The sequence below is a fragment of the Sorangium sp. So ce590 genome, assembly GCF_051521365.1.
Classification (GTDB): domain Bacteria; phylum Myxococcota_A; class Polyangia; order Polyangiales; family Polyangiaceae; genus Sorangium.
The window spans coordinates 288,920-315,132 of record NZ_CP150346.1 but is presented as its reverse complement, the minus strand read 5'-3'; the positions used below and the strand labels follow the sequence as shown (position 1 = coordinate 315,132).

16 protein-coding genes and 1 pseudogene are annotated in these 26,213 nt (G+C 72.7%); 8 read left to right on the top strand and 9 right to left on the bottom strand.

Going from position 1 to position 26,213, the window contains the following annotated elements; all coding sequences use genetic code 11:
• The first annotated feature begins 687 nt into the window (after positions 1-687).
• Positions 688-4,281, top strand: coding sequence for a PD-(D/E)XK nuclease family protein (locus WMF28_RS01170; RefSeq protein WP_437600151.1), 3,594 nt, complete (start codon positions 688-690; stop codon positions 4,279-4,281).
• A 46-nt stretch (positions 4,282-4,327) separates the two neighbouring features.
• Positions 4,328-5,512, top strand: coding sequence for an ABC transporter permease (locus WMF28_RS01165; RefSeq protein WP_437600150.1), 1,185 nt, complete (start codon positions 4,328-4,330; stop codon positions 5,510-5,512).
• 130 nt (positions 5,513-5,642) lie between these two features.
• Here WMF28_RS01165 and WMF28_RS01160 read toward each other — a convergent pair whose 3' ends face one another.
• On the bottom strand, positions 5,643-9,320 hold the full coding sequence (locus WMF28_RS01160; RefSeq protein ID WP_437600149.1) for a GAF domain-containing protein: 3,678 nt from the start codon (positions 9,318-9,320) through the stop codon (positions 5,643-5,645).
• A gap of 330 nt (positions 9,321-9,650) precedes the next feature.
• On the opposite strand from WMF28_RS01160, the pseudogene WMF28_RS01155 reads away from it, so the two are divergent.
• Both WMF28_RS01155 and WMF28_RS01150 read left to right on the top strand, forming a co-directional pair.
• Positions 9,651-10,595: pseudogene (locus tag WMF28_RS01155) on the top strand (DUF4142 domain-containing protein); the annotation flags it as partial.
• An 849-nt stretch (positions 10,596-11,444) separates the two neighbouring features.
• The gene (locus WMF28_RS01150; protein WP_437600148.1) at positions 11,445-11,888 is read left to right on the top strand and encodes a hypothetical protein; all 444 of its coding nucleotides are present in this window, start codon (positions 11,445-11,447) and stop codon (positions 11,886-11,888) included.
• 70 nt (positions 11,889-11,958) lie between these two features.
• On the opposite strand, the gene WMF28_RS01145 is transcribed toward WMF28_RS01150, so the two are convergent.
• A complete protein-coding gene (locus tag WMF28_RS01145; RefSeq protein WP_437600147.1) occupies positions 11,959-12,378 on the bottom strand; it encodes a hypothetical protein in 420 nt (139 codons plus the stop codon).
• A 161-nt stretch (positions 12,379-12,539) separates the two neighbouring features.
• Here WMF28_RS01145 and WMF28_RS01140 point away from each other — a divergent pair, with 161 nt between their 5' ends.
• Complete coding sequence (locus tag WMF28_RS01140) at positions 12,540-13,211, top strand: hypothetical protein (RefSeq protein ID WP_437600146.1); 672 nt, start codon at positions 12,540-12,542, stop codon at positions 13,209-13,211.
• 755 nt (positions 13,212-13,966) lie between these two features.
• Positions 13,967-14,185, top strand: a complete 219-nt coding sequence (locus tag WMF28_RS01135) for a helix-turn-helix domain-containing protein (protein WP_437600145.1) — start codon at positions 13,967-13,969, stop codon at positions 14,183-14,185.
• A 138-nt stretch (positions 14,186-14,323) separates the two neighbouring features.
• Here the strand turns inward: WMF28_RS01135 and WMF28_RS01130 are convergent, their stop codons facing one another.
• The 5 genes from WMF28_RS01130 to WMF28_RS01110 all read right to left on the bottom strand — a co-directional run bounded on the left by WMF28_RS01130 (position 14,324) and on the right by WMF28_RS01110 (position 18,958).
• Complete coding sequence (locus tag WMF28_RS01130) at positions 14,324-14,683, bottom strand: arsenate reductase family protein (protein WP_437600144.1); 360 nt, start codon at positions 14,681-14,683, stop codon at positions 14,324-14,326.
• Between the two features lie 206 nt (positions 14,684-14,889).
• Positions 14,890-15,495 carry a hypothetical protein gene (locus WMF28_RS01125; RefSeq protein ID WP_437600143.1) on the bottom strand — a complete coding sequence of 202 codons (606 nt, stop codon included), beginning with the start codon at positions 15,493-15,495 and terminating at the stop codon, positions 14,890-14,892.
• A 177-nt stretch (positions 15,496-15,672) separates the two neighbouring features.
• Complete coding sequence (locus WMF28_RS01120) at positions 15,673-16,737, bottom strand: hypothetical protein (RefSeq protein ID WP_437600142.1); 1,065 nt, start codon at positions 16,735-16,737, stop codon at positions 15,673-15,675.
• Complete coding sequence (locus WMF28_RS01115) at positions 16,734-18,335, bottom strand: FecR domain-containing protein (protein ID WP_437600141.1); 1,602 nt, start codon at positions 18,333-18,335, stop codon at positions 16,734-16,736. The genes WMF28_RS01120 and WMF28_RS01115 overlap by 4 nt, the downstream gene beginning before the upstream one ends.
• On the bottom strand, positions 18,311-18,958 hold the full coding sequence (locus tag WMF28_RS01110) for an RNA polymerase sigma factor (protein WP_437600140.1): 648 nt from the start codon (positions 18,956-18,958) through the stop codon (positions 18,311-18,313). Before WMF28_RS01110 ends, WMF28_RS01115 begins: the two co-directional genes overlap by 25 nt.
• Before the next feature lie 451 nt (positions 18,959-19,409).
• On the opposite strand from WMF28_RS01110, the gene WMF28_RS01105 reads away from it, so the two are divergent.
• Positions 19,410-20,810, top strand: coding sequence for a sigma-70 family RNA polymerase sigma factor (locus tag WMF28_RS01105; protein ID WP_437600139.1), 1,401 nt, complete (start codon positions 19,410-19,412; stop codon positions 20,808-20,810).
• 115 nt (positions 20,811-20,925) lie between these two features.
• On the opposite strand, the gene WMF28_RS01100 is transcribed toward WMF28_RS01105, so the two are convergent.
• Positions 20,926-22,050 carry a Gfo/Idh/MocA family protein gene (locus tag WMF28_RS01100; RefSeq protein WP_437600138.1) on the bottom strand — a complete coding sequence of 375 codons (1,125 nt, stop codon included), beginning with the start codon at positions 22,048-22,050 and terminating at the stop codon, positions 20,926-20,928.
• Positions 22,051-22,620: 570 nt separating this feature from the next.
• Here WMF28_RS01100 and WMF28_RS01095 point away from each other — a divergent pair.
• A complete protein-coding gene (locus WMF28_RS01095; RefSeq protein ID WP_437600137.1) occupies positions 22,621-25,044 on the top strand; it encodes a PAS domain-containing protein in 2,424 nt (807 codons plus the stop codon).
• A gap of 99 nt (positions 25,045-25,143) precedes the next feature.
• On the opposite strand, the gene WMF28_RS01090 is transcribed toward WMF28_RS01095, so the two are convergent.
• On the bottom strand, positions 25,144-26,058 hold the full coding sequence (locus WMF28_RS01090; RefSeq protein WP_437600136.1) for an MBL fold metallo-hydrolase: 915 nt from the start codon (positions 26,056-26,058) through the stop codon (positions 25,144-25,146).
• Positions 26,059-26,213 lie beyond the last annotated feature (155 nt).

Below are 26,213 nucleotides of genomic sequence, written 5' to 3'. Positions count from 1 at the left end.
CCGACAGTGCGACCCGTCTATCACGGCCCCGCATGCGGGGGAAGGGGATCGCCTCTGACAATGAGCAGCGCCGCCGGAAGCGACCATCGTACTTTTCCGAGTTCCGGAAGCCGACGCTTCATCTGCCCAAACTCGCAATTACCTGGAACGCACGGCCCTGCCGGCGCAGTCCAGCATATAGACCTATAGACCACGAGCCGCCGCGGCCTACCTTGGCATTTCCGCCTCGGGGGCGCACCTCCCCGCGGCCTACCCCCGTAATCCGATGGATTGACCGCGCCCCTCCGCTGCCTCTCAGCGAATCTCCGTAGCTAGGCTGCTGCAGCGCACCTACACCCGTTGCTCCACCGCGGGCGCTCCGGCGCGTCGCGCCGCACGATTCGCACCGACGGCACCGCGCCCCGTGCGGCCGGGCCCCGGCGGTCCCGGAACGCGCCGAGAGGCTGCCTCGACGCGAAGTCGCGCAGCATGACGCCGCCGTGGATGCAGAGGACGACCGAGGGCAGGCGGTACCGAAGCAGCGCTGCGCCCTCGTCGCTCGGCCATTCCCTCGCCTTCCCTCGCCCGCCTGCCCGCGCCTGTGCTCCACACGCGGCGGGTTTCCTCCCCCTCCGTTCTGCATCACACTCCGCCGGCCCGCACCGTCGCGCAGCGGTATGCTCCGCCGCCGCCTTCCCCAGCGCCCCCGTGCCCCACGCCCTCATCACCTCGCCCAGCGCCGCCGCCCGCCTCGATCGCGCCGTGGGCTGGCTGCGCCGCCGGCGCCCCGCCGAGCGGGTGCTCCTCGTCGGCGCCTCCGTCGAGGCCGTGAGCGAGCTCGCCCGCGCGTCGATCCGCGGCCGCCGCGCCACCTTCGGCTGGCACCGGCTCACCCTGGGGCGCGTCGCCGCCGCGCTCGCGATGCCGGCGCTCGCCGCGCGCGGCCTCGTCCCGGCCAGCCCGCTCGCGATCGAGGCCCTGTGCGCGCGCGCGATCGGCGGGCTCGCGCAGGACGGGCTGCTCGGGCGCTTCGCCCGCGTCGCGGATCGGCCCGGGCTGCCGCGCGCCGTGGCGCGGACGCTGGACGAGGTGCGGCTCGCCGGCGTCGATCCGGACGCGCTCGCGCCGGCCGATCTCGACCGCATCGCCCACGCCTTCGACGCCGCCCTGGACGAGGCGGGGCTCGCCGATCGCGCGCTCGTCCTGCGCCTCGCGGCCGAGCGCGCCCGGGCCGAGGACGACGGCGACCCCCGCGCGAGGCACCCGCTGCTCGGGCTGCCGATGCTCCTGCTCGACCTGCCGGTGCGGTTCGCGCTCGAGCGCGATCTCCTCGAGGCGATGGCCGCGCGCTCGCCCGACGCGCTCGCCACCGTGCCCGCCGGCGACGCCGCGTCGCTGCGCCACCTCGAGGCCGCGCTCCGGTCGCCGCCGCGGCGGGTCGCGCTGGCCGCGGTGTCGGCCGCGCACGACGGCCCCGGCGCGGGCACCGACGCGGGCACCGACGCGGACGACCCGGGCGACGGGCCGCCGCCGGGCGCGCCCAGCACCTCGCTCGCGCGCCTGCAGGAGCACCTGTTCGACCCGCTGACCGACGAGGCCCCGGGGCTCGGCGACGAGGTGGAGATCCTCTCCGCGCCCGGGGAGAGCCGGGAGTGCGTGGAGCTCGCGCGCATCGCTCTGCGCGAGGCCGGCCGCGGCGTGCCGTTCGAGCGGATGGCGATCCTCCTGCGCGCGCCCGAGCAGTACCGGGCGCACCTCGTCGAGGCGCTGCGCCGGGCCGGGATCCCCGCGCACTTCGCGCAGGGCTCGGTCCAGCCCGATCCCGCGGGACGCGCGCTCCTCGCGCTGCTCGCGTGCGCGGCCGAGCACCTCTCGGCGTCGCGCTTCGCCGAGTACCTCTCGCTCGGGCAGGTGCCCGACGCCACGCCCGCGGGCGAGCCGCCGCCGGCCACGTCCGAGGCCGACCGGTGGGTGCCGCCGGACGACGACTTCTTCCCCGCGCTCCTGCGCGGCGAGCTCGACGAGGCGCCTTTCGACGACACACCGGCCGACAGCGAAGATCCCGATCGAACGGGCCAACCCCCCCCTTCGACGGGCGATAACGCCACCTCGACGGGCAATAACTCCCCTTCGACGGGCAATAACTCCCCTTCGACGGGCAATAACTCCCCTTCGACGGGCAATAACTCCCCTTCGACGGGCAATAACTCCCCTTCGACGGGCCCCAATACCGATCCAACAGCCGCCACCCCCGATCCGACAGCCAGTCCCGCCGACGCCCCCGTGCACGACGGCACCCTGCGCGCCCCGCGGCGCTGGGAGCGGATCCTCGTCGACGCGGCGGTGATCGGCGGGCTCGACCGGTGGAAGGCGCGGCTCTCCGGCCTGGAGCGGGAGCTCCGGCTGCAGCTCTCGCGCGCCCCGGAGGAGCGCGACGCCGCGCGCGTCGCGCGGATGCTCGCGGACCTCGCGGCGCTCCGCGACTTCGCGCTGCCGCTGCTCGCGGCGCTGCCGAGCCCGGGCGAGCGCGCGACCTGGGGCGCGTGGCGCGAGCGGCTCTCGGCGCTCGCGACGCGCGCGCTGAGGCGGCCCGAGCGCGTGCTCGCGGTGCTCGCCGAGCTCGCGCCGATGGCCGACGTCGGCCCGGTGGATCTCGGCGAGGTGCGCCTCTGCCTCGCGCACCGGCTCACGGACCTCGTGCTGCCCCCGGCCGCCCGCCGCGACGGGCGCCTCTTCGTGGCGCCCATCGAGGCCGCCCGCGGGCGCTCGTTCGACGTGGTCTTCGTGCCCGGGCTCGCCGAGCGGATCTTCCCGCAGAAGGTCACCGAGGACCCGATCCTCCGCGACGCGCTCCGCCGGGCGATCGCCGGGGGCGCCTCGGGCCTCGACACGAGCGACGACCGGGTGGCGCGCGAGCGGCTCGCGCTCCGGCTCGCGGTCGGCGCGGCCCGCCGCAAGCTCGTCGTGTCGTACCCGCGCGTCGACATGGACCAGTCCCGACCGCGCGTGCCTTCGTTCTACGGGCTCGAGCTCCTGCGCGCGGCCGAGGGCCGGCTGCCCGGCTTCGGCGAGCTCGAGCGCCGCGCCGAGCAGGGCGGCGCCGCGCGCATCGGCTGGCCCGCGCCGGCGCGGCCCGAGGACGCCATCGACGCGGCCGAGCACGATCTCGCGCTCCTGGAGACGCTCTTCAGCCTGCCGGAGGACCGGACCATCGGCACCGCGCGCTACCTGCTCGGCGCGAACCCGCACCTGGCGCGGGCGCTCCGGTTCCGGGCGCGGCGCTGGATCCCGGGCTGGACGAGCGCCGACGGGCTGTTCAAGCCGATCGCCGAGGCGCGCGAGGCGCTCGCGAGGCACGCCCTCGGGCGCCGGTCGTTCTCGCCGACCGCGCTCCAGCACTTCGCCGCGTGCCCCTACCGGTTCTTCCTCCACGCCGTGCACGAGCTCGCGCCGCGCCCGGCGCCGGCGGCGATCGAGGAGCTCGACCCGCTCCAGCGCGGCCGGCTCGTGCACGACGTGCTCTACGAGGTGCTTGTCGCCTTGCGCGACGCGGGCAAGCTGCCGGTGAGCGTGGCCTCGCTCGACGAGGCGCGGGCCGAGCTCGATCGGGCGCTCGACCGCGTGGCTGCGCGCTACGCGGACGAGCTCGCGCCGGCGATCCAGCGCGTCTGGGACGACGGCATCGCGTCGGTGCGGGCCGACCTCCGCGAGTGGCTGCGGCGCGCCGCGGAGGACCGCGACTGGGAGCCGATCCATTTCGAGCTGTCGTTCGGGCTGCCGCGCCGCCTCGCCACCCGCGACCCGGGGAGCTCGGACCAGGCGGTGGCGCTCGACTGCGGGGTCAGGCTCAGGGGGTCGATCGACCTTGTCGAGCGGAGCGTGTGGGGCGCGATGCGGGCGACCGACTACAAGACGGGCAAGGCGCGGGCCCCGCGCGACGCGGTCGTGAGCGGCGGCGGCGCGCTCCAGCCGGTCCTCTACGCGCTCGCGCTGGAGAAGCTCATGCCGCCGGGGACGCAGGTCGAGTCGGGGCGGCTCTATTACTGCACGTCCGCCGGCGGGTTCGCCGAGGTGCCGATCTACCTGGACGCGCGGGCGCGCGAGGCGGCCGCGCAGGTGGCGGGGATCATCGGCGACGCGATCGACAAGGCGGCGCTCCTGCCGATGCCGGCCGAGGGAGCGTGCGCGCAGTGCGACTACCGGCCCGTGTGCGGGCCGTACGAGGAGCTCAGGACCGGGAAGATCAAGCGGCGCGACACCGACCAGCGCCGGCGGCTGGAGCAGCTCCGCAGGCTGGCGTGAGCGCGGACGCCGCGATCAGGCGCGCGCATCCAGGTTACAATCGGTCATGCACAGCAAGATCGCCTTGCCCTGCGCCCTGCTCGCGATCGCAGCGGCGGGCACCGGTTGCAATCTCCTCTTCGGCATCGAGCCTGGCACGGACGCGATCACCACCTCGTCCTCGACGACGACAGGCGCGGGGTCCGGGAGCGGCGGGTCGGCGACGACGACATCGGGCTCCGGCGGCCATGGAGGGGCGGGCGGGGCGGGCGGGTCGGGTGGGGGCACGCCCTCGTGTGCCCCGTCGAGCTGCACCGCGGGCCAGTGTCCGGTGACGCAGGTGCCGGGCGAGCTCGGGAGGAACGCGAAGGGCATGGTCGTCACCCAGGACGCCGTGCTCCTGGCGAACGGCGAGGGCATCGTCTCCATCCCGAAGGACGGCGGGACCGCGCGCACGCTGCCCGGCACCGTCGGGTTCGGAGACACGTCCTGGGTCACCTACTCGGGCGGACAGCTCTCGTGGCTCAACTGGAGCAACGGGAACGTGCTCGGGATCTCCATCGATCCGCCGAGCTCAAGCCCGATCCCGATCGCGGAGGTCCCTCGGCAGGAGGACGAGGATGTCGTCCCGGGCTTCGGCCGGATCGCTTCGATTGGCGACAGCGTCTACTGGGTGACCCAGACGCCCGCGGCCGTCTGGCGGGCCAAGGCCGATGGCAGCCAGGCGCTCGCCGAGCAGATCGCTTCCGGCGGCTACCCGACCGGCATCGCCGTCGACGCGACGCACGTCTACTGGGCGGAGTACATGGAGCGCCAGATCCTGCGCAAGACGAAGGACCCGCTCGGCGAGACCGCCGAGGTCTTCGCGGAGACGAACGGCAACCCGAGCGAGATCGTCCTCGCCAACGGCGTCGTGCACTGGGTGACCGACAACACCGGCGCGGTCCAGTCCAAGGCCACGGACGCGGCGCTCGACGCCCCGCCCTTCACCACCACGGTCGACGCTCAGGCCGTCTCCAAGTCGCTCGCGGTGGACGACGAGTTCGTCTACTGGACCGTTTACGTGAACGGCGCCGGTCAGGGCGAGGTGCGGAGGGCGCACATCGGCATGGGAGACACGACCACCCTCGCGACCGGGCAGCCGTACTTCTTCGAGATCGCCATCGATTGCGGATCCATCTACTGGAGCGTCAACAACCTCGAGGCCGACGAGGACACCGTGGTGTTCCAGATGCCGAAGCCCTCGAATTGAGCGCGGCCCCTCGCCTGCCCGGGGTGCCGCCCCCCTCGAGCGCGCCTCGACCTCGGCCAGCCGTGGCCGAGGCGGGGAATCCATCTCGCATCCACCGTCTCCGGGAGCGAACGCCCCCGGTCGTGGCGCGCTACGCGGCGCCCTGCGCCTCTTCCCTCTTCGGCCACGTGAACCGGAACGTCGCCCCGCTCTCGCCGTCCGACTCCACCCAGGCCCGCCCACCGCGGCTCTCCACGATCTTCCGCACGATGGCAAGGCCGATCCCCGTGCTCTCCACCTTGTCCCGCGCCTGCAGCGTCTGGAACATCCCCCACACCTTCTCCTGGAACGCAGGCGCGATACCCGTCCCGTTGTCCGACACCGCGATCTCGTACCTGTCACCCTGCTCCCGGGCGGAGACGAACACCGTCGCATCCTCGCGGCCGGCGTGCTTGAGCCCGTTGGTGATCAGGTTCATCAGCACCTGTTGCAGCGGCACCCTGTACGTCTTCAGGATCGCGGGCGGCACGTCGAGCGTGACCCGCGCTGGCGGCTTGGGGGCGATGAGCTCGACCACCTCCCGCGCAAGCTTCTCGAGGTCCACGCTCTCCGGCTTCTCGCGGAACCTCGTGGCGCGGGAGTAGGCCAGAATCCCCTCGATCAAGGCCTCCATGCGCCGCACGCGCCCGCGCAGCATCTCCATCTGATGGCGCGTCTCTGCGGTGAGCCTGTCCGACAGGTCCTCCTCGATCCACTGGGCGAGGCTCGCGATACCGCGGAGCGGCGCCTTCAGGTCATGGCTCGTCACGTACGCGAACTGGTCGAGCTCGGCGTTGGTCCGCTCCAGCGCGCGGATGAGCGACTGCGCCTCACGGAACAGCCGGGCGTTGTCCATCGCCACCGCCGCCTGGGCGGCGAGACCGACGGTGACGCGCTCGGAACGCTCGGTGAAGACCCCCGGCCTCGGGTGACCGAAGAGCATGCCGCCGATGACCTTGCCGCTCCGGGAGACGACGGGGACGGCCAGGTAGCTCGTGACGGCGAGGTGCCCTTCCGGCGGGCCCTGAGAAGAGGGGTCCGTGCCGTAACGCGGATCCCGGGTCACGTCATCGAGGCGGATCACGCCATCGACGCTGAACGCCGGCGCGAACACCGCCGTGCTCCGCGGCATCGGGAAGCGCGACAAGGCCTCTTTCGGCGCCCCCGAGGCCGCATACAGCACGGATCTGACGCCCTGCGCGTCGTTCACGTTGTAGAAGAACGCGCCGAACGCCGCGCCGGAGAGCTTCGTCCCGGCGTCGATGACCGACTGGACGAGCGCGTCGAGCTCGAGCTCCGCCGACAGCGCCTGCCCCACCTCGTGGAGCGTCTCGAGCACCTCGGCGTGCTCTCGAGTGAGCCGCTCGGCCTCGCGCTGCAGGCTGATATCCATGTTGCAGCCCACGTACTCGCGAATGCTGCCGTCCGTCGCGCGGACGGGCGCCGCGCGCGCCACGGTATAGGCATACGTGCCGTCCCTCCGGCGGAGCCTGTACTCGGCCTCGTAAACGGCCCCGCGCGCCGTCGCGTCCGACCAGGCCCGCGCCGTCGCCTCCCGATCTTCCGGGTGGATCACCTCCATGAAGGCGCCGCGCAGGTACTCGGCGTCGTCCTGGCCAGTGAACTCGCGCCAGCTCGGCGAGCTCTCGATGATCTTCCCCTCCGGCGTGGTCGTCCACACGATGGCCGTTGTCGCCTGGACCAGCGTGCGGAGGCGCGCCTCGCTCGTGGAGAGCTCGATCGCGAGATGCTCGACGTGGCGGCGCGCCAGCACCTGGTCGGTCACCTCGAAAGCGAACGCCATGACGCCCTCGGTGCTGCCGCCCTGCGCGCGCATCGCCTGATAGACGAAGTTGAAGAAGCGCTCTTCCTCCATGCCGGCGGCGCCGCGGCGGAGGCGGAGGGGCACGGACGTGCCGACGTAGGGCTGCCCGCTCCGGTAGACCCGATCCAGGAGCTCGAAGATGCCCTGGCCCTCCAGATCGGGGAGCGCCTCCCGGATCGGCCTGCCCATCAGCTCTCGACCGCCGAGGATGTCATGATACGTCGGATTGACCAGCTCGAAGACGTGCCGGGGGCCGCGCAGGATGCAGATGCCGGCGGGCGCCTGGTTGAACAGGCCCGCGAGCTGCTGGCGGGACGCGTCGACCTGCTGGAACAGCCTCGCGTTGTCGATCAGCAAGGCCACGCGGTTCGCGAGCTCCTCGGCGAGCGCGACGTCGGCCTCGCTGAAGCGACGGCCCGACTCGGCGTGGACCAGCGTGAGCGCGCCGATGGTCCGCTCGCGCCCCCGGAGCGGGACGACGACGTAGGACCTGAGCCCGAGCGACCGGATGAGGCGCAGGTGCTCGGGGTCCTGCGCGGCGGACTCGAGCACGGAGCCCGGGATGTCGGCCACCCACTCGGGGCGGCCGGTGCGGATGACCGCGGGCACGCCCGTCGCGGCGTCGGGCCGGGGCGGCGACATCGCCCGCAGGCGCTCTCCCAGCTCGATCTTCGCCGGATCGCCGTGGTGAACGGCCACGCGCTCGATGGTGTCGCCGTTCAGCATGTCGACAGCGCACCAGTCCGCCAGCGTGGGGACCGCGAGGTGGGTCAGGTGCGTGAGCCGCGCCTCGTCGTCGAGCGAGTTCGAGAGCACGGCGCCCGCCTCGCTCAGCAGGCGAAGCGTCGCCTGCTGCCGCTCGAGCTCGGCCGCGAGCATCTCGGCGCGCGCGCGGGCCTCGCGCTCCTGCTCGAGCAGGCGCGCCCTGTCCAGCGCCGATGCGCACTGCGCGGCCACGCTGAGCAAGAACTCGCGCTCTTCATCGGTCCACGCCCGCTCGGTCGCGAACGAGAACGAGAGCCCGCCGAGCAGCGCTCCGTGGGTGATGATCGGCAGGACGGCGAGCGCCTCGATGTCGTCGCGAGCAGGCCTGAGCGCCGCGAGCTCGGGGTACCCGGCGTGCAGGCGGCTCTTCGTACCCACCCAGATCGGCCGCCGCTCCCGGAGCGCCTCCGAGAGCGGCAGTCGGGCGTCGAGCGGCACGGTCACGTAAGGAGTCGCGCGCTGCGCCTCGAGCCCACATTGGCCGATCAGCGTCGCGACCCCGGCCGCCTCGTCCGCCGCGTACATCATCGTCGTCGAGGCGTTGAGCACGCGGTGGATGTCGCGGAGGACGGCGGTGGACATCTGTTCGACCGTGACCGCGCCGCTCAGCGCGGAGCTGACCGCGAGCAGCGCCTGGGTGAGCCGGGCGCTGCGATCGAGCTCCTCGACGCGCCTCGTGAGCTGCGCCGCGAGCTCGCCGCGCTCCGCCTCGACCTGCTTCAGGCGGGAGACGTCGGCGAACACCGAGATCCCCCCCTCGAGCTCGCCTCCGGGCCCGATGAGCGGCGCGGCGCTCCCGAGGACCATGCCCCGCGTCCCGTCGAAGCGCTGGATCCGGGTCTCCTCGCTCTCGATGACCTGCCGTGCGGCCATCGCGCGCGCCATCGCCCAGTCGCCGGCCTCGTACGGGCGGCCATCCTCGTGAAAGGCGCGATACAGCGTCCAGTCCTGGATCGACTCGGTCGAGGCGCTGCCGGCCCAGATGCGCTCCGCCGCACGGTTGTGCAGGACGAGCTTGCCGGAGGCGTCGCAGAGGATGACGCCGTGCGGGCTGTGCTCGAGCACGGCGTCGAGCCACCCGCGATCGCGGGAGGCCACGACGCGGAGCCGCTCGATCTCCCGCTTCAGGGCTTCGATGTCCGTCGAGTCAACGCTGATCGAGGGCCCGGAAGGCGGGCGGGGGTGAGCGGAGGTTCCCATAGAGTGACCGCGACCGGAGGCTCGGAGCAGGGCCGAGGCATCGCTCGGTCGGACGCCGCCCGGAGCTTACGCTCATCGGCGGCGCGGCGAAAGGCGGCGCGAGAGCGGCGCCGCCGCCGGACAGGTGCGTGCGCGCCTGTCCGGCTCGCGCCGGCGCGGACGGGGGCGGACGGCGGCTCTCGGCGCGGCGCCCCGGCGCGCGGGCAGGTCGTCGCGGGAGAACCGCTGCTGCGGGCTGGCTGCTTTGGGACGGCCAGGGTCGACGTTGAGCGGGACTTCGATTCTCGCGGTGAGCGCGCCGGTGGCGCGGGGGCTCTCGGGGAAAAGACGATGCTGGCTTCGGGCTCCACCTCGCTCACCATCCCCGTTGCGCGAACCCAGATGTTGGGGGCCGATAACCGGCAGGTGAGCGCGACAGCGCGCCGATATCGAGCAAGGAGCAAGCAGATGTTGGGCTATCGTTCAGGTCGCCTCATGGCGATCATGTTCGCTGGGAGCATTGTACTCGCCGGGGCTAGCGGCTGCATCGGCGGCGACGAAGATGCCGAGACGGACCGCGACGGGACGTCCGGCGACGAGGGGACCGGCAGGGGCCCCACGGGCGCCGACGGCAGGAGCGGCGGCCAGACAGGCGGAGAGGGCGCGAGAGGCGCGGACAGGAGCGGCGGGCAACGCGACCACGAGCACGCCGGCGGCAGGCAGGGAGGCCGCCGGCAGCCGGGCCAGCAAGGCGGCGGGCAGCGCGGCGGCGAGCAGGCCGGCGGCCAGCGCGCGGGCGGCACGCAGGCGTGCGGCGAGCAGGCCGGCTATCAGGGCGGCAGGCACGGAGGCCGCGGCGAGATCGGCAGTCGAGGCGACAGGAAGGGAGACCGCAGGCAGCCCGGCCAGCGAGGCGCGATGCAGCAGGCGTCGGAGGCGGAGATCACGATGCTGGTCTCGCTCATCCACCAGAAGGAGGTCGAGCTGTCGGAGATCGCTCGAGGCAAGGCGGAGTCCCCGGAGGTCCAGCGCTACGCCGAGCAGATCATCGAGGAGCACTCCCAGGCCGGGCAGCGCGGGGCGGAGCTGTCGCAGGGCGGCAGGGTCAACTTCGAGGCCTGCCCGCGCTGCCAGCAGCTGGAGACCAGCTCGACCGAGCTGACCGAATCGCTGGAGGACCAGAAAGGCACCGAGTTCGACATCGCCTTCATCTGGGCGCAGGTCTCCTTCCATCGCCGCGCGCTCGAGCTCCTCGACATGCCGAGGATCGCGAGCACGGACAACGCGAGGCTCCGTTCTCACGTGAAGGCGATGCGAGCGCACGTCGAGCAGCACCTGAGAGAGGCGGAGCAGCTCTTCTGCTCGCTGCTGCAGGAGCAGCAAGACCAGCAAGGCGGCCAGCAGCAACGCGGCCAGCACGGGCAGCAAGGCGGCCAGCAGCAACGCGGCCAGCACGGGCAGCAAGGCGTTCAGCAGCGCGGCCAGCAGCAGGGCGCCCAGTACGGGCAGCAAGGCGTTCAGCAGCGCGGCCAGCAGCAGGGCGCCCAGTACGGGCAGCAAGGCGTTCAGCAGCGCGGCCAGCAGCAGGGCGCCCAGTACGGGCAGCAAGGCGTTCAGCAGCGCGGCCAGCAGCAGGGCGCCCAGTACGGGCAGCAAGGCGTTCAGCAGCGCGGCCAGCAGCAGGGCGCCCAGTACGGGCAGCAAGGCGTTCAGCAGCGCGGCCAGCAGCAGGGCGCCCAGCTCGGGCAGCAGCAGCGCGTCCAGCAGCAAGGCCACCAGGCCTACGCGCAGCAGCAAGAGAGTCAGCCGGACCAGTAGCAAGGCGAGCCGCAGAAGACCCTCTCAGCAGCGCCTTCTCACCGCCCGCGCGCCGCATCGGCCCCATCGCGCCCGCGATCTCCGGAGCGGTGGGCGGACCCGAAGGAGATGAACCGCCAGGACGCCAGGGACGCCAAGCGAAGAGGTTCATGATCTCTCCTGGTGTCTCGGCGGTCTCCTCGATCCGGACCACGTCCGAAGAACGCGATCGCCGTCCTCGTCTGGAACGGCTCTGATCGTCGCGCTCACGGTCGCCCGAGCTGGTATCCTCGCCGGCATGCCCGTGATGCCTCCGTGCGCCCCTCACGCCTGCCGCCCGAAGGCCGCATGATCGCCCGCCGCCGACTGCACCGCGCCGTCTTCTCGCTCGCCGCCCTCTACAACGCCTGCTGGGGGCTCTACGCGGCGCTCGACCCGCAATGGCTGTTTCGCTTCGCCGGCATGCCGCCCCTCAACCACCCCGCCATCTTCGCCTGCCTCGGGATGGTGGTCGGGGTGTACGCCATCCTCTATGCGGAGGTCGCGCGGGCCCCGGAACGCGGCTTTCTCCTCGCGGCCGTCGGCCTGCTCGGCAAGGTCCTCGGGCCCATCGGCCTCGCGGCCCTGGTCGTGACCGGGCAGTGGCCGCCCCGGTCCGCCGTGCTCTGCCTGACGAACGATCTCGTCTGGTGGGTCCCCTTCGGCCTGTATCTCCACGACGCGTGGCCCTTGTTCGTGCGTTCGTGGAGCGCTCCGCCGGGGGACGACCTCGTCGAGCCCCGAGGCGGGTAACCTGCCGGCGTTCGCCGGCCGCGAGGTCGAGAGCGACGTGCGCCCGTCGACGGAGCCGTTCTGAGCCCCGTCAGCGATCGATCCACCTCGTCGGGAAGTCGACCCTCACGAGCGTGTCGAGGCCATCGAGCACGTCGACGCCCTCGACGCGCACGATATCGCTCATCGCGTATCCCTCGAAATCCACGAGCCAGACATCGACGTCATAGTACCCCTCGTAGAGGTCGTCGATGGTGAAGCCGAAATCATCGCAGTCCCCGACGACATCGACGACGTAGCCATCCTCGTCCTCGACGCTGACCGCGAGCCCGCTCACGTCGTGCTCGAAGCACTCCCACGGGTCGTTGCTACCGCCGATGGTCAGCGCGACGGTGAGCGAGCCGCTCGTGAAGGGGTCGTGGTCGTCATGATCGACGATGATGCACCCCGTGAGCGAGGCGGTGGCGAGGACGCAGCCAGTGAGACCGGAGAGCACCTTCGAGAGTTCCATGGGGGTCGTCTTCCTTTATCCAAGTCTGGCGCTGTCGCGCCGATGCGCGAAGGGCCAGCAAGCGCTATACCAGGAGCAGGCGCGCTGCCAGGCGGCGGGCGCCGGCCCCCGGGCCGCCGGATGGCACCGCAGTTGCTCCTGTGAACCCCATGGAGATGAACGTGACAGCCCTCGATACCTCTTTCCCCAGACCCACCGCCCATGCCCCGCAGCGCAGCAGGCTCGCCGTGCTGGCCGCGCTCGTCGCGCTCGCGCTCCTCGGCGCGACCGGGTGCGCGGCGGAAGTCCACACCAGGGCCGCCGCGCCTGCGACCGTCACGTACCAGGAGTTCGCAGTGTACGAGGAGCCGGTCGTTCACATCGCGGCGGCGCCGGTCCAGATCGAGACCTACCCGCGCGTGTACTACCGCGGGACCTACGTCTACTACGTGGATGGCCGCTGGTACTATCCATCGCGCCACGGCTGGGTCTACTACCGCAACGAGCCGCGCGCGCTTGTCCACTACCGCGTCGACTTCGACCGGCGCCGAGCCCATCACCACCATCACCACGTGAAGCGCGACCCCGTGCAGCACAGCCACGTACACCGCGACCACGTGCAGCACGGCCACGTACACCGCGCGCCCGCGGCCCGGCCGGCGCCCGCGGCCCGGCCGGCGCCCGCGGCCCGACCGGCGGCCAAGGTCAGGGCGCGGGCGACGGTCAAGGCGAACGCGACGGTCAAGGCGGGGGCGACGGCCAGGCCGGCGACCCCGGCCAAGCCGACGAAGAAGCCTCGCGCGGAGCGTCGACGGCACCACGTCGAGGAAAAGGAAAAGCGCCACGAGCGCTGACGGCGGCCGCGCGCCCGGGCGAGGATGGCGGAGGACGGCGAGGATGGCGAGGACGTCGGGGCCGCGCCGGCCTACAGGCCCCCGCCGAGCTGCAGATGGCCTCGATCCCGGCCGTCCCGTGGGAGATCAACTTGGCACCCGAGACGCGCTTCGGTACACTTGGGACTGCTGGACCCCGGGCACCCTGCGGACGGGCGAGGCGACACGCTCAGCGGAGATTCGGCGCACCCCCTGAGGAGCAGATGTCGGCGACGAGACGCGATTCATTCTACCCGGGAACGCTCGACGGCCCCAAGAGCACGCCTCCTTCCGGGTCAGGTCGCGCCATCGACGGCCCCACGAGCGCGCCGCCTTCCGGGTCGGGTCTCACGATCGACGGCCCCAAGAGCGCGCCGCCTTCCGGGTCGGGTCTCACGATGAGAGAGTCACCGGACAGCGAGCAGCGTGTAGCACAGCAGTGCGTGGATTGCGGTACACCTGCGCCAAAGACGGAGACGAACTACACGCTCATCAGCTCTCGCTATGGCTGGCGGCTGACACGGACCGTCGACGCGAACGGGCTAAGGATGATGGAGTGGCGCTGCCCGGGTTGCTACTCACGCTACCGTTCGAGGAGGTCGCTGTGATCTCCGATGCGGCGCGCCACCGGCGGTCAAGCCCCTCTGACGCGCGGCCCCCTCGGCGTGCCCCGCACGGGCACGTGGCGCCGTCCTGGAGACGACGGGACCCGAGCTCGCGCTGGAGAGCGACGAGGCGTGGCGCAACGCGGGCGGGCGCATCCACACGCTGCAGGGGATGATCCGCCTCCGCGCCGCGAGCGCGCGCGGACGCTCGGCGACGTCGAGAAGGAGCACATCCTCGCGGCGCTGACGCGCCACGGCGGCAACCAGACGCGGAGCGCGGCGGAGCTCGGGATCGGCGTGTCGACGCTGTACCGCAAGCTCAAGGAGTACGGGCGCGCGCCGGCGGGGTGAGGACGAGCGGTGGCGCGCGCCCCCGTACCGGTACCCCGGACACGACGTCCGTCCGCGGCGAGGCGGGGGAAAGCCCGCCGCGCAAGCAGCGTGGCGACGCGCCTCTCGATGCCCCTCCGCGACCGTCCCCTGGGCGCCTCAGCCGGCCTTCGCTGCCTCCGCGAAGGCCTTCCATGTGGCCTCGGCCAGGCCCACGCACGCGCGCGCGCCGTCGCGCACGATGGGCGTGCGGAGCAGGAGCGGATCGTCCACGAGGAGCTCGGCGAGCCACGCCTCGCTCGGGCCGAGGTGCTGGAGGCCGCGCTCCTTCACCCGCGCGCCCTCCGCGTCGTAGAGCGCGCGCATGCCGCCCACCGCGCGCGCCACGCTCGCGAGCTCCCCCTTGGAGAGGCCCTTCTCGCGCAGCTCGACGAGCTGCACCTTGATGCTCCGGTCGGCGAAGAACCGCTGCGCCGCCCGCGTCGCCTTGCACTTGGCCGTGCCGAAGATCTGGATCATCCGCGTCGCTCCTGGATCGCCTGGCTCCCTGCGCGCCCCGCAGGCAGCGCGAGCGTGAAGCATAGGCGCGGACGCGGCAGCCTACCAGGCGGCGGCGAGGCGGGGAGCGCCGGCAGATCGCGCGCCGCGCGCGAGGGCGGGCTCGGCGGACCGGACCGGGGGCAGGCCCGGCCGCCGGAGCGAGCGGGCGCGGGCTTCGTGGAAGATCACTCGTCAGGCGCCAGCGCGGCCGCTGCGCCGCAGCGCTCGACCGTGTAATCGCCGTTCACCTGGTTTCTCATGCCGGCGCCGCGCAGCTTCACGAAGAGAGAGATCTCGTCGCTGCTGACGATCTCGAGCGTGCCCCGGTAGCCGGTGAGGGCACCTACCCCGCCCCCGAAGGAGCACCCGGAGTGGTTCTCGGATACCGTCTCGCGGAAGGCGATCCGCGGATCCGTCAGATCGATGAGCCCCGGCGTGTCCATGTCAATCTCGGATGGTATGTAGAGGATGAGCTGCCAGATGGGTGCGTTGTCGCACGTCGCCTTGATCACGGTGGGGATGCACTCCTGGGCATCGCTGTCGAAGATGAGGAGCGTCGTCTCGGGGTCTTCCCACATCCCGAAACCGAGATCGGGAGGCACGTCGCCGGCCCGCACCGCGACGGCGCCCGGCACCGGGGGGTCGCCCTCTTCAGGAGGCGGGGGATCATCAGGCGGGGTGGGGCCCGGATCGGACGGGTCCGTCCAGTCCAGCTCCGGCACGAACACGATCTCGTCGCACCCGGTGCTCACGATCGCCAGCATTCCGAGAGCCATGAGGAAGCGCTTCATTGGTGTACCTCCGTGACAGGTTCTTCAATCTCCATGACAGGCTCTTCAGTTGAAGTCTCTCGGACGCGTGGGGATCAACATGGCCACGGCTCCGAGGACAATCGTTCGTCGCTTCATTCGCTGACCTCCGGATCAGGTTCCTGATGTGGAGTCCCTCGGCGGCGCGGAGACGGCTCATCAGAACCACCCGAAGTCGACGCCGGCCGACGTGAGCAGGATCGGTTGTCCCCAGGTCACGGTGTCGTGCTCGGCGATCTGGATCGAGACCCCTCGAGCGATCACGCTGGCGAGGAGGTCGGCGCGGAGGCGGAACCCGGGTGTCACCGCGAAGGCGACGCCGAGGCGCGCGAAGGGGGCGACGGTCACGGCGGTGGACTCGCCGCCGAGGAAGCCCGAGCTGACGACCCTCCCCGAGCTCCAGAGCGAGACGACAGCCAGGCCGAGATCCACCGAGGGAGCCATCCGGCCCTCGCGGGTGGCAAAGCGCACCCCCCCGCCGGCGAACAGGGCCGAGAGGTCGAGGCTCAGGTGCGATCGCTCGAGCCGCGCGCTGCTCAGCGGGATCACCGCGAGCGCGAAGACGCCGACGTGCTCGCTCGTCATCCAGGCGAGGCCGAGGTCGGCGCTGGCCGATACGCCGAGGCCGCCCGGGCTCAGCAGCGCGCCGGGAGCGAGCGAGAACCGGAGCGCCGGCGCCGGCTCGCCGGCGAGCGCGGCGGGCGCCGGGACGCGCAGCTTCTCGCGGATTTCCGGCGTTGCGGGCACCTCTCCGGGCGGCGGCGCCGGCAGGGAGGCCTCGAGGAGGCTGGCGCGCAGGAGCTCGACGACGCGGAGCGCGAGCGCGGCGTCGCGGTCGGGCGCGCCGCCGTCGTCGTCCGCGCCGCCCGCCATCTCGCGGAGGACGGTCTTGCCGGTGACCCGGTCGGCGATCCACACCTCGACGCCGGGCCCGGAGCGGACGGCGCGGATCGCGGCGATCGCGCCCGCCCGGCGCGCCGAGGCCTCGAGGGACGCGCGCGTCGCCGGCTCGGCCGCGGGGTCGAGGATCTCCGCGCGGAAGCCGAGCGACTCGAGCTCGGCGACGATCCGCAGGCCGAAGCGATCGCCCGGCGGGCAGAGGACGGCGATGGTCGAGGGGGCCTCCTCGCGGGCCTCGTCGGCGTGCGCGCCCGCCGCGAGCGCGGCCCCCGCCGCGAGGGTGGCGAGGGCGAGGAGGAGGGGCACCGGGGAGCGGCGTGTCACGGCGCCGGGGGATCGGGGGCGGCTCCCGGATTGCCGGTCGAGCCGCCGGGAGCAGCCGGCGTCGCGCTGCGCGCGAGCAGGCGCCTGGCATACTCCGCGTGCGAGCCGCTCGGATACGCGGCGAGATAGCGCTCCGCCGCGCGGCGAGCGCCCGCCTTGTCGCCCCGCTTGTCCTCTGTCTCGACGAGGCGTCCCGCAGCATCGGCGGCGAACGCGCCGGCCGGGTGCTCGCTCAGATACCGGGTGAACCAGCCCGCAGCGCCGGCATCGTCCTTCAGCTGGTCCTGGGCGATCCGCCCGAGGAGGAACGCTGCGGATGCCGCCTCGGGCGAGCCGGGGAATCGCCTGCGGAGGGCGGTGAAGGCCTGGACGGCGCGCGCCGAGCTGCCGCCGAGGCGGGCCGTGTCGCCGAGGGCGTGCAGGTCGCCGGCGGTCCCGGCCTCGCAGATGGCGTCGAAGCCTTCGCGCTCCGCCGCGGCGAGGGCTTCCTTGTACCTGGCGTCGAGGGCGAGGGCTCGCCAGCGGGGCGTCTCCAGGGGCGCCAGCGGCGGAGTGGCCGCCGTGGGGGCGGACGAGCCCTCGGCGCCCGCATGAGCGCTCGGCGGGTCCACGCCGCCGACCGGGGTTGCGCCGCCGACCGGGGTTGCGCCGCCGACCGGGGTTGCGCCGCCGACCGGGGTTGCGCCGCCGACCGGGGTTGCGCCGCCGACCGGGGTTGCGCCGCCGACCGGGGTTGCGCCGCCGACCGGGGTTGCGCCGCCGACCGGGGTTGCGCCGCCGACCGGGGTTGCGCCGCCGACCGGGGTTGCGCCGCCGACCGGGGTTGCGTCGGTCAACGTCGCATCGATCGGCCCCACCTCGAGCGTATTCGTCGCGGGCGAAATCACGAGCCGCTCGCCGGCACGGACGGTGCGCGAATCTCCCACGACCGGTCCGGAGACGGTGATCGCCCCCTCGCGCAAGGCCACCTCGAACTGTTCGGTCACCGGGTCCCACCGGGTCTCGAAACGCGTCCCGATCACGTGCACCTGAAACGGACCCACCCGCACCGTCCAGCGCGAGCGCTCCCGGTGGACGACCGACAGGTCGAGCGCGCCCCGCTCCAGGGCGACCTCTGCGCCCTCCGCGTCCACCGCGACGACGCGGGCGCGCCCGCCCGGCGCGAGGCGGAGCAGCGAGCCGTCCGAGAACCGGATCGGGAGCTCCGCCTCGGGGGGCGCCGCGATCCACGCCCCGACCACCCCCGCCTCGGTCGTCCCGAGCTCGAAGCCCATCGGACCGCGCGAGCGCTTCACGAGCACCACCGCGATCGCGACGAGGAGCAGCGCCGCCGCCAGCGACGCGGCGAGCCGGGTCGCGAGCGGCCGCGCAGGCGCCCGGGCGATGGCCCCGCTCGCGCGCCCCTCGCCGGAGGTCCTCACGAGCCGCGGCGCACCGGGGTTCCCGCCGGCGCGGTCCTCCGACCGGCGATCGGGCAGCTCCGCCTCGAGCAACCGCGCGCGCCCGCGCTCCAGGTCGAGCCGCGCCGCCGCCGCCCGATCCTGCAGCTCGGCCACGTGCCGCCCGAGGGCGGTCAGCGATCGCTCGGATTGCCCCACCGGGTACCTCCATCGAGCCACGCCTCGAGCACGGGTTGCTTGCGCGCCTCGGCCCCGAAGCGGGCGCACGCGCGGGCGAGCCGCCGCTTGATCGTCGCCAGCGAGGTCTCGCACGCCGCGGCCACCTCGGTGAGCTCCATGCCGTCGATGAACCGGAGCGCGAAGGCGATCCGCTCCTCCACCGGGAGCGCGTCGAGGACCGCGTAGGTCGCCCGCAGGGCGTCCAGCACCTCGCCCGACGCCGCGCCGGACTCGACCTCGGGCAGCTCCTCGCTCGGCAGGAACCAGAGCCAGCTGCGCCGCTTCTTGCGGGTGATCCACGAGCGCGCCACGTGCACCGCGATCATCGTGAGCCAGCCCTTGAGCGCGCTCGGGTCCTCCAGTGTCGGCAGCGAGCCGAGCGCGCGCACGAAGACGTCGTGGTGCAGGTCCGCGAGGTCGCGGTGGAAGCCAATCAGCCGGTAGAGCACCCGGTGGACGTGCTCGGCGTACCGGTGGTACAGGGCGGAGCGCGCCCGCAAATCGCCCCGCCGGAACCCGTCCACGAGCGCCGCGTCGTCCCCCGCGAAGGCGTACCTGGGAGACGGCGGCAGCGGTCGGACGAGCTTCAGGGGGCGGGTCAAGCGAGGCTCCTGCCCTGAAGTCCCCGGAGGCGCGGCGCACGGCTCAAGAGGGCGCACGATCGCGGCCCAGGGGCCAGGCGCCCGATGCCGCGCCCGGGCGGCTACTCCAGCGCCGCCCTGTCCGTCCGGCGCCGTCCTCACCACGTCCGACGACAGGCTCCAACGGCAAGCGACGACAAGACCGCATCGGGGTGAAACACCGACGGCTCCAGCGGGCCGTGCCCGCTCGTCCGGCGACGCGACCGCGCGGCCGCCTGCGCCGGCGGAGAGACGCTCCGCTCCGGCCGGCGGACGACCCCGAAAAACGCCGTGCAAATGCGCCAAATCAGCGAGCGATTCGTTTTCCTATTTACGTCCTTGGCGGTTAGGATAACGAGGCGCCTCGATGATCGTGCCCCTTCACACCCTTCGAGGTCAGGCACGAAGCAGCGGCAACACTGGAGCGCATTGAATGAGGTTCCGTTCCTCGCTACCGGCGAGCGAGTCCGAATCGAGTCCTCCCGTTTCCATCGATTCCGCGGCCGGGCGCGGGTCCACGGCCGGGCGCGGAGCCGCGGCCGGGCGCGGGGGTGAGCGCGCTCCGGCGCGCCGCGCGAAGACCGCTGGCACGCAAGCCACGCTCGGGGCGACGGAGCTGTACTTCCGGTCGCTCGCCGGCAGCCAGCCGCTCACGCGCGAGGGCGAGGTCGCGCTCGGCCGCCGCATCGAGGCGGGCGCGCTCGCGTGCTTCGAGGCATGGGTCCGCTCGCCCGTCGCCCTGCGCGAGCTCGCCTTCACGGCGGAGGACGTCGAGAACGGAGCGCTCAGCGTCCGGGACCTCTTGTGCGAGACCGACGCGAACGATCCCGAGGCGGACGCGTGCACGACGCGGCTCGTGGGGCTGCTCGGCGTCGCCCGGGCGCTCGTCGACCGGCAGCGGGACGCAGAGCGCGTCGCCCGGCAGGATGAGGAGGACGTCGAGATCGCCCTGGCCGGCCTCGCCGCGGGCCTCGCCGAGCTGCGGCTCGATCCGGCCTTCGAGGAGCGCATCGAGAAAAGCCTGCGCACCGCGGCGGCCGAGGCCGACGGGGCGGAGCGCGCGCCGATCGCGGCCACCATCGCGGCGATCGCCCGGGGGCGTCGCGCGGTCGCCCAGGCGAAGTCGGAGCTCGTCCAGGCGAACCTCCGGCTCGCGGTCGCCATCGCGCGGGAGCACCAGCGCTTCGGCGTCCCGCTGCTCGACCTCGTGCAGGAAGGGAACCTCGGCCTGATCCGCGCCGCCGACAAGTTCGAGTACCGCCGCGGCCACCGCTTCGGCACCTACGCCGCGTGGTGGATCAAGCAGGCCATCAAGCGGACGATCCTCAACCAGGGGAAGCCCGTCCGCATGCCGGTCCACCTCACCGCGATCCGGAGCCAGGTGGTGCGCGCCCGGCGAGACCTGGTGCAGGAGCGCGGGCGCGAGCCCTCCGTCGAGGAGGTCGCGGAGCGCAGCGGCCTCTCCGTGGAGAAGGTGCGCGTGATCGGCGAGCTCGCCCTCGAGCCGCTCAGCCTCGACGCCCCCGTCGGCGAGGAGGGCGACACCCGGTTCGGCGATCTGCTGGCCAACGAGGACCCCACGCCCGCCGAGATGCTGGCCCGGCGCCGCCTGATCGAGCAGACGCGCGAGCTGCTCGACTCGCTGCAGCCGCGCGAGCGCGAGCTCCTGCGGCGCCGCTTCGGCCTCGACGGCAACGAGGACGAGACGCTCGAGGAGATCGGGCAGTCGTTCTCGCTGACGCGGGAGCGCATCCGCCAGATCGAGGCGAAGCTGCTCGAGAAGCTCCGGATGCGCTCGCGGCAACGAGAGCTCGGCTCCTACCTCGAAGGGTGACGGCGCGAGGAGCGCGCGCGCGGGAGCCGCGTCGGCGCTCGGCCAGGGGCCCGCTGGAGCGACCCAGCAGGGCCTCCCCGGAGCTTGCGGCCTGGGATCGGGTCGGGTCGCCGCCTCACTGCTCCGACGGCGACGGGGCCTTCACCGGCTCCGGCGCGTCGACCGGGGGCTTCTTGATGTTCTGGCGCATGTCGGGCCTTTGCTCCGGATGGAGCGGCGGGATCGCCTCGACCCTCCCGCTCGCGGCGGAGCTCTGGATCGCGAACATCACCCGCACGTCGGCGAGCCCTTCGAGGCCCGACGGCTCAGGCTCCTTGCCCTCGAGGAGGCAGCGCGAGAAATAGACGAGCTCGGGAGCGAACTGGTCCCGCTTCTTGAACGTCTTCTCCTCCGTCTTCCCGCCCACCGTCAGGTAATGCTTGATGTCGGCCGTGTAATCGAAGGCCGGCTCCACGCGGAGGTCGCCCTCGGTGCCCGCGAGGCGGAACGACGACACGCTCGCGAGCCCCTGGCTGACGATGAATTGCGCGACCGCGCCGCTCGGGAAGCGCAGAATGGCCGCGGTGGTCTCGTCGACGTCCTTGGCGCGCTTCTCGTCGAGCCGCAGGCTCGTCGCGAGCACCTCGGTCGGCTCCTCACGAAAGAGGTACCGCGCGGCGTTGACGCAGTAAACGCCGAGGTCAAACAGCGCACCGCCGCCCTCGTCGCTCCGCGTGCGGATGTCGCCGGGGCGCACCACCTGCGTGAACAGGGAGGTGAACGCGCGCACCTCACCGAGCTTGCCCGAGCGCGCGATCTCGATGGCCTGCAGGTTCGCCTCCTCGAAATGGAGACGGTAGGCGATCATCAGCTTCACGCCGCGGTCCTTCGTGGCGCGGATCATCGCCTCGCAGTCCTCCTCGGTCATGGCCATGGGCTTCTCGCAGAGCACGTGGACGCCGGCCGCCGCGGCGCGCTCGGTGTACGCGCGGTGCATCGCGTTGGGCAGGGCGATGTACACCGCGTCGGCGCGCGCGCGCTTCAGGATGTCCTCGAGCTCGTCGTACCCGCCGCGCTCGGTGACGCCGTAGCGCTCGCCCAGCGCGGCGAGCTTCTCGGGATCACCCGAGACGAGCGCGACGAGCTCCGAGTTCTCGGCGGCGTTCTTGAACGCCGGCAGCACGGCGACCTGCGCGATGTTGCCCGCCCCGACGACGGCGTAGCGGATCTTCCTCGTCTCGTCCGACGCTGTCCTGGACATGGTCCCTCCCTGCGCGGGCAACCCGCGCTCACGGGGAGCATGGAGAGAGGACCGCGAGCGTCAACCGGCGGGGCTGGCGTCGACGGCGCCCCCAGGCAGCGAGAGGTCAACCTCACCGGTGATCCCGCGTCCGCCGTCCAGGCCAGGAGCTTCAGCCACGCGACGCAGGACCTCTTCGACGCCATCCGGCCATCGCTGTCTTCCCTGCAATGGCGAGCTCAACAGCTCCAAGCACGCAACGCTCCCACTGTAAGGCAGGAGTTGTCGCCTGCGCATGAATGTCGCGCAGCCGGATGACATCCAAGGCTCCCACGGAGCTCCCCGCGGCGTGGGCGCGGCGCCGCCGGCGGCCCGCGCCCACGCCGCGGGGCCCGGCAAAGGATCGCTGAGCGAACCGGGGTGCCGCACGAACACTCGTGATAGTCTCGCCTCGCGCCCGCCGGGATCCTGGTAGAAGGCGCGAGGGGCGGAGTGAACAGCGACGACGGACTAGGAGCCGAGCGGGGTGGACCGTCCGGAGAGGGACGTTGCGAGGACCCACCCACGTCGAGCGGCGCGCTGGCCCGCATCGTGGCCGACGCGTCGCTGGCCCTGCTCCGCGCCGGCGAGGACGGCACGCCGCGGGCGATCGTCGCGGCGACGTCGCGCCTCCTGCACGCCGACATCGCCTGTCTCTACGAGATCGCAGAGGAGCCGGCAGCGCTCAGGCTCGTCGCCTCCGAGGGCGGCGGCGAGGGCTCGCTGGACGCGCTCCAGCGCCTGCCGCTCGACGACCGGAGCCTCGCGGCCGAGGCCGCGCGCACGAGGGTCGTGCAGGTCGCGCCCGAGGGCGAGACCGCAGCGGCGCTCCTGGACGCTGGCCACCTGCGCGCCCTCTGCGGCTGCGATCACGCGATCGCGATCCCGATCGCCTTCGCTGGCGACCTGCGCGCGGTGGTGCTCTGTGCCGCGGCGCAGCCCTCCCTGCCGCCGGCCGAGATCGTCGAGATCGCAGCCGCCCTGTCGAGCCTCTTCGGGATGGCGCTCGCCGCCGCCGAGCCCCGCGGGCTGCGCGCGCGGATCGAGGAGCTCGAGCGGGAGAAACGCGCGCTGGAGCGCGCGAGCGAGCAGCTCAACGAGGCGATCGCGGATGCCAGGAAGACGGAGGCGGCGCTCCGGCTGAGCGAGGAGAGCCTCGCGCGGGCGCAGAAGATAGCCAGGCTCGGCAACTGGGACTGGCACATTCCGACCGACGAGCTGTTCTGGTCCGACGAGTGCTATTCGATGCTGGGGCTGTCCCGCGACGCCGGCGCGCTCACGTACGACCGGTTCCTCGCCTGCATCCACCCGGACGACCGCGAGGGCCTGATGCGCGCCGTCGACCTCGCGCTCCAGGGGGAGAGGCCGTATTGCATGGACTACCGGATCCTCCGCCCGAGCGGCGAAGAGCGCCTCCTCCACACCGAGGCGGACGTGATCCGCGCCGAGGACGGAGCCCCGCTCCGGTTGATCGGCACGGCCCTCGACGTCACCGAGCAGCGGCGCGCCGAGCGGGCCCTGCGGCTCAGCGAGGAGCGCCTGCGGGTGATCGCGGAGCACGCGAGCGACGTCATCTTCCGCATCCGGTTCGGCCCGGAAGGAGGCTACGAGTACATCAACCCCGCCGTCCTCGATCACACCGGCTATCCGCCCGAGGCCTGGTACGAGAATCCTCAGCTGTTCCTCTCGCTCGTCCATCCCGAGGACAGCGGGCGCTATCACGAGTTCGTCGCGCAGATGGCCGCGGCCGGCGGGCGGCTCACGTTCCGGATCATCGACAGAAGCGGCCGGATCCGCTGGGTCGCGACCCACATCACGATCCAGCGCGACGAGCACGGGGCCCCGGTCGCCGGGATCGGCATCTCGCGCGACGTCACGACGGAGAAGCTCGCCGCCGAGGAGCGCGAGCGGCTCCTCAGGCAGGTGGCGGCCGAGCGGAGCTGGCTCGACGCGGTCATCGAGCGCTCGCCGGTCGGCATCCTCCTCCTCGACCCGGCCGGCGCGCCGCTCGCCTGGAATCGCCGCGCCCAGGAGCTCGCCGGGACCGACGCACCGCCGGGGCTGCCGGGCGCGTGGAGCCTGCGCTCCCTCGACGGGCAGCCGCTCCCGGACGACGAGCGGCCCTCGGCGGGCGCGCTGCGCGGCGAGGTCACGAGCTCGAGGGAGCTCGCGCTCCGGCGCGCCGACGGCAGCATGCTGGCGGTGCTCGTGAGCGCCGGGCCCATCGTCGACGGAAATGGGCAGCTGCTCGGCGCGGTCGTCGTGTTCGACGACATCACGCGGCTCAAGGACCTCGAGCGGCTCAAGGAAGAGTGGACGTCGGTGGTGGCGCACGATCTGAAGCAGCCCGTGACGACGATCATCGGCTATGCGGCCCAGATCGAGCGGGCTCCCCAGGTGGCGGCCGCGGTGAAGACGAAGGCGGGGCATATCCTGGCGAGCGCCAAGCGGCTCGGGCGGATGGTGTCCGATCTGACGGATATCTCCCAGTTCGAGTCGCGGCGGCTCGCGATCGAGAGCGCTCCCATCGATCTGCCGGCGCTGCTCCTCGCGGTCGTGGAGCGGATGGCGAGCGAGGCCGAGGGGCGCGCTGTCGAGGTCGAGATCAGGGGAGAGATCCCGGTCGTGCGCGCGGACGCCGAGCGCGTCGAGCAGGTGCTCAGCAACCTCGTCTCCAACGCCGTGAAATACGGTGATCCGGAGGCGCCGATCCAGGCTTCGCTGGAGCGGCGCGGCGACGAGGTGCAGATCTCCATCCGGAACAGCGGCCGCGGGATCCCGGCCGAGGATCTTCCGCTGCTGTTCGAGCGGTTCTTCCGGGGAAGAGCGAGGGAGGAGCGCGCGGCCGGCCTCGGGATCGGGCTGTACATCGCGAAGGGGCTTGTCGAGGCGCACCGCGGCAGGATCTGGGTCGAGAGCCCCAGGGGAGGGTACACGACGTTCCATTTCACGCTGCCGGTGGGGGCGGCGCCGTGACGGGGTGCGCCGTGATCAGGAGAGGGGCTCGTCGAGAGCTGCCCTGGAGCATGAGCTGCCGAGAGCGCAGAGGTCTTATTTGCTCTGCGCCTCTGTAGCTCAGATTCTCTGTGCTCGGGACGAGGCGGGGGTCCACACGGGTGGCTCGGACACGTCCATCCCCTGGGCGCCCGCCGGCACAGCATGGCTCCGCCCGGCGAGGCGCTCGAACTCCACGACGTCGTGGGAGCACACGAGGGTCACCTCGTGGCCGCTGTCCTGGCACAGCGCGCGCAGCCGGCGCTGGTTCTGGAGCCGCGCGCCGCGGTCCTTCTCCATCATGAACTGATAGAAACGCAGGCCGGGCGTGCAGGTCGGTCGAACCGCGTCCATCTCGCGGTGATAGAAGTAGGCGTCGCCGGCGAGGAGCAGCCAGCCGTCATCGCTCCGGACAGCCACGCCGGCGTGACCCAGCGTGTGACCGATGAGCGGGACGAAGAGCACCTCGTCCTTCAAACCGCCCACCGGCCGCGCCCCCTCGAAGCCAAACCAGCGCTCGCCACCGTGCGAGGGATAGGCGATCCAGCTCGGCTGCGTCGACCACTGGGCCGGCCGGTAACGCATCCTGTCGAGGAGCGTCCGCCGGGCGACCGCGGCGTCACGCTCGTCGGCGAGCAGGTGCACCTCGGCGCCGGGAAAGTCGTCGAGGCCGCCGGCATGGTCGAAATCGAGGTGGGTGAGCACGATGTGACGGACGTCCTCGGGCCGGAGACCGAGGCGCTGGATCTGCCGGTACGCCGTCATCTCGGCGCGAAACTCCGGTCGCACGAGGAAGAGAAAAAACCGGCTGAGCCGCTTCCTCGCCATCGAGACGTCCAGCAGCCCAAGCCCGCTGTCCACGAGGACCAGGCCGCTCTCCGTCTCGAGGAGCAAGCAGTGGCACGTCAGCCTCCCGCGGAGCCCCAGCGTCTGGCCATCCATCAGCGCGCCGCCGATCGGACAGGTCGAGATGCAGTTGAGATGATGGATTCGCACGGACACCTCCCTCCTTTCGCGGCTACCCTGCCCCGGGGACGGCCGCGCGGTCGGCTCCGGCCGAGACGGGCGCACCGCGCGTCGTGCGCTCGACCTGCTCATCGCGGCTTGCTCGCCGCAGATCACGAGACCAGAGCGTGGGCTCCCCGGGGCGC

Coding starts and splice junctions, on each gene's coding strand:
- WMF28_RS01165 (WP_437600150.1), top strand. CDS start 4,328: ATGCACAGCAAGATCGCCTTGCCCTGCGCCCTGCTCGCGATCGCAGCG.
- WMF28_RS01160 (WP_437600149.1), bottom strand. CDS start 9,320: ATGGGAACCTCCGCTCACCCCCGCCCGCCTTCCGGGCCCTCGATCAGC.
- WMF28_RS01150 (WP_437600148.1), top strand. CDS start 11,445: ATGATCGCCCGCCGCCGACTGCACCGCGCCGTCTTCTCGCTCGCCGCC.
- WMF28_RS01145 (WP_437600147.1), bottom strand. CDS start 12,378: ATGGAACTCTCGAAGGTGCTCTCCGGTCTCACTGGCTGCGTCCTCGCC.
- WMF28_RS01130 (WP_437600144.1), bottom strand. CDS start 14,683: ATGATCCAGATCTTCGGCACGGCCAAGTGCAAGGCGACGCGGGCGGCG.
- WMF28_RS01125 (WP_437600143.1), bottom strand. CDS start 15,495: ATGAAGCGCTTCCTCATGGCTCTCGGAATGCTGGCGATCGTGAGCACC.
- WMF28_RS01105 (WP_437600139.1), top strand. CDS start 19,410: ATGAGGTTCCGTTCCTCGCTACCGGCGAGCGAGTCCGAATCGAGTCCT.
- WMF28_RS01100 (WP_437600138.1), bottom strand. CDS start 22,050: ATGTCCAGGACAGCGTCGGACGAGACGAGGAAGATCCGCTACGCCGTC.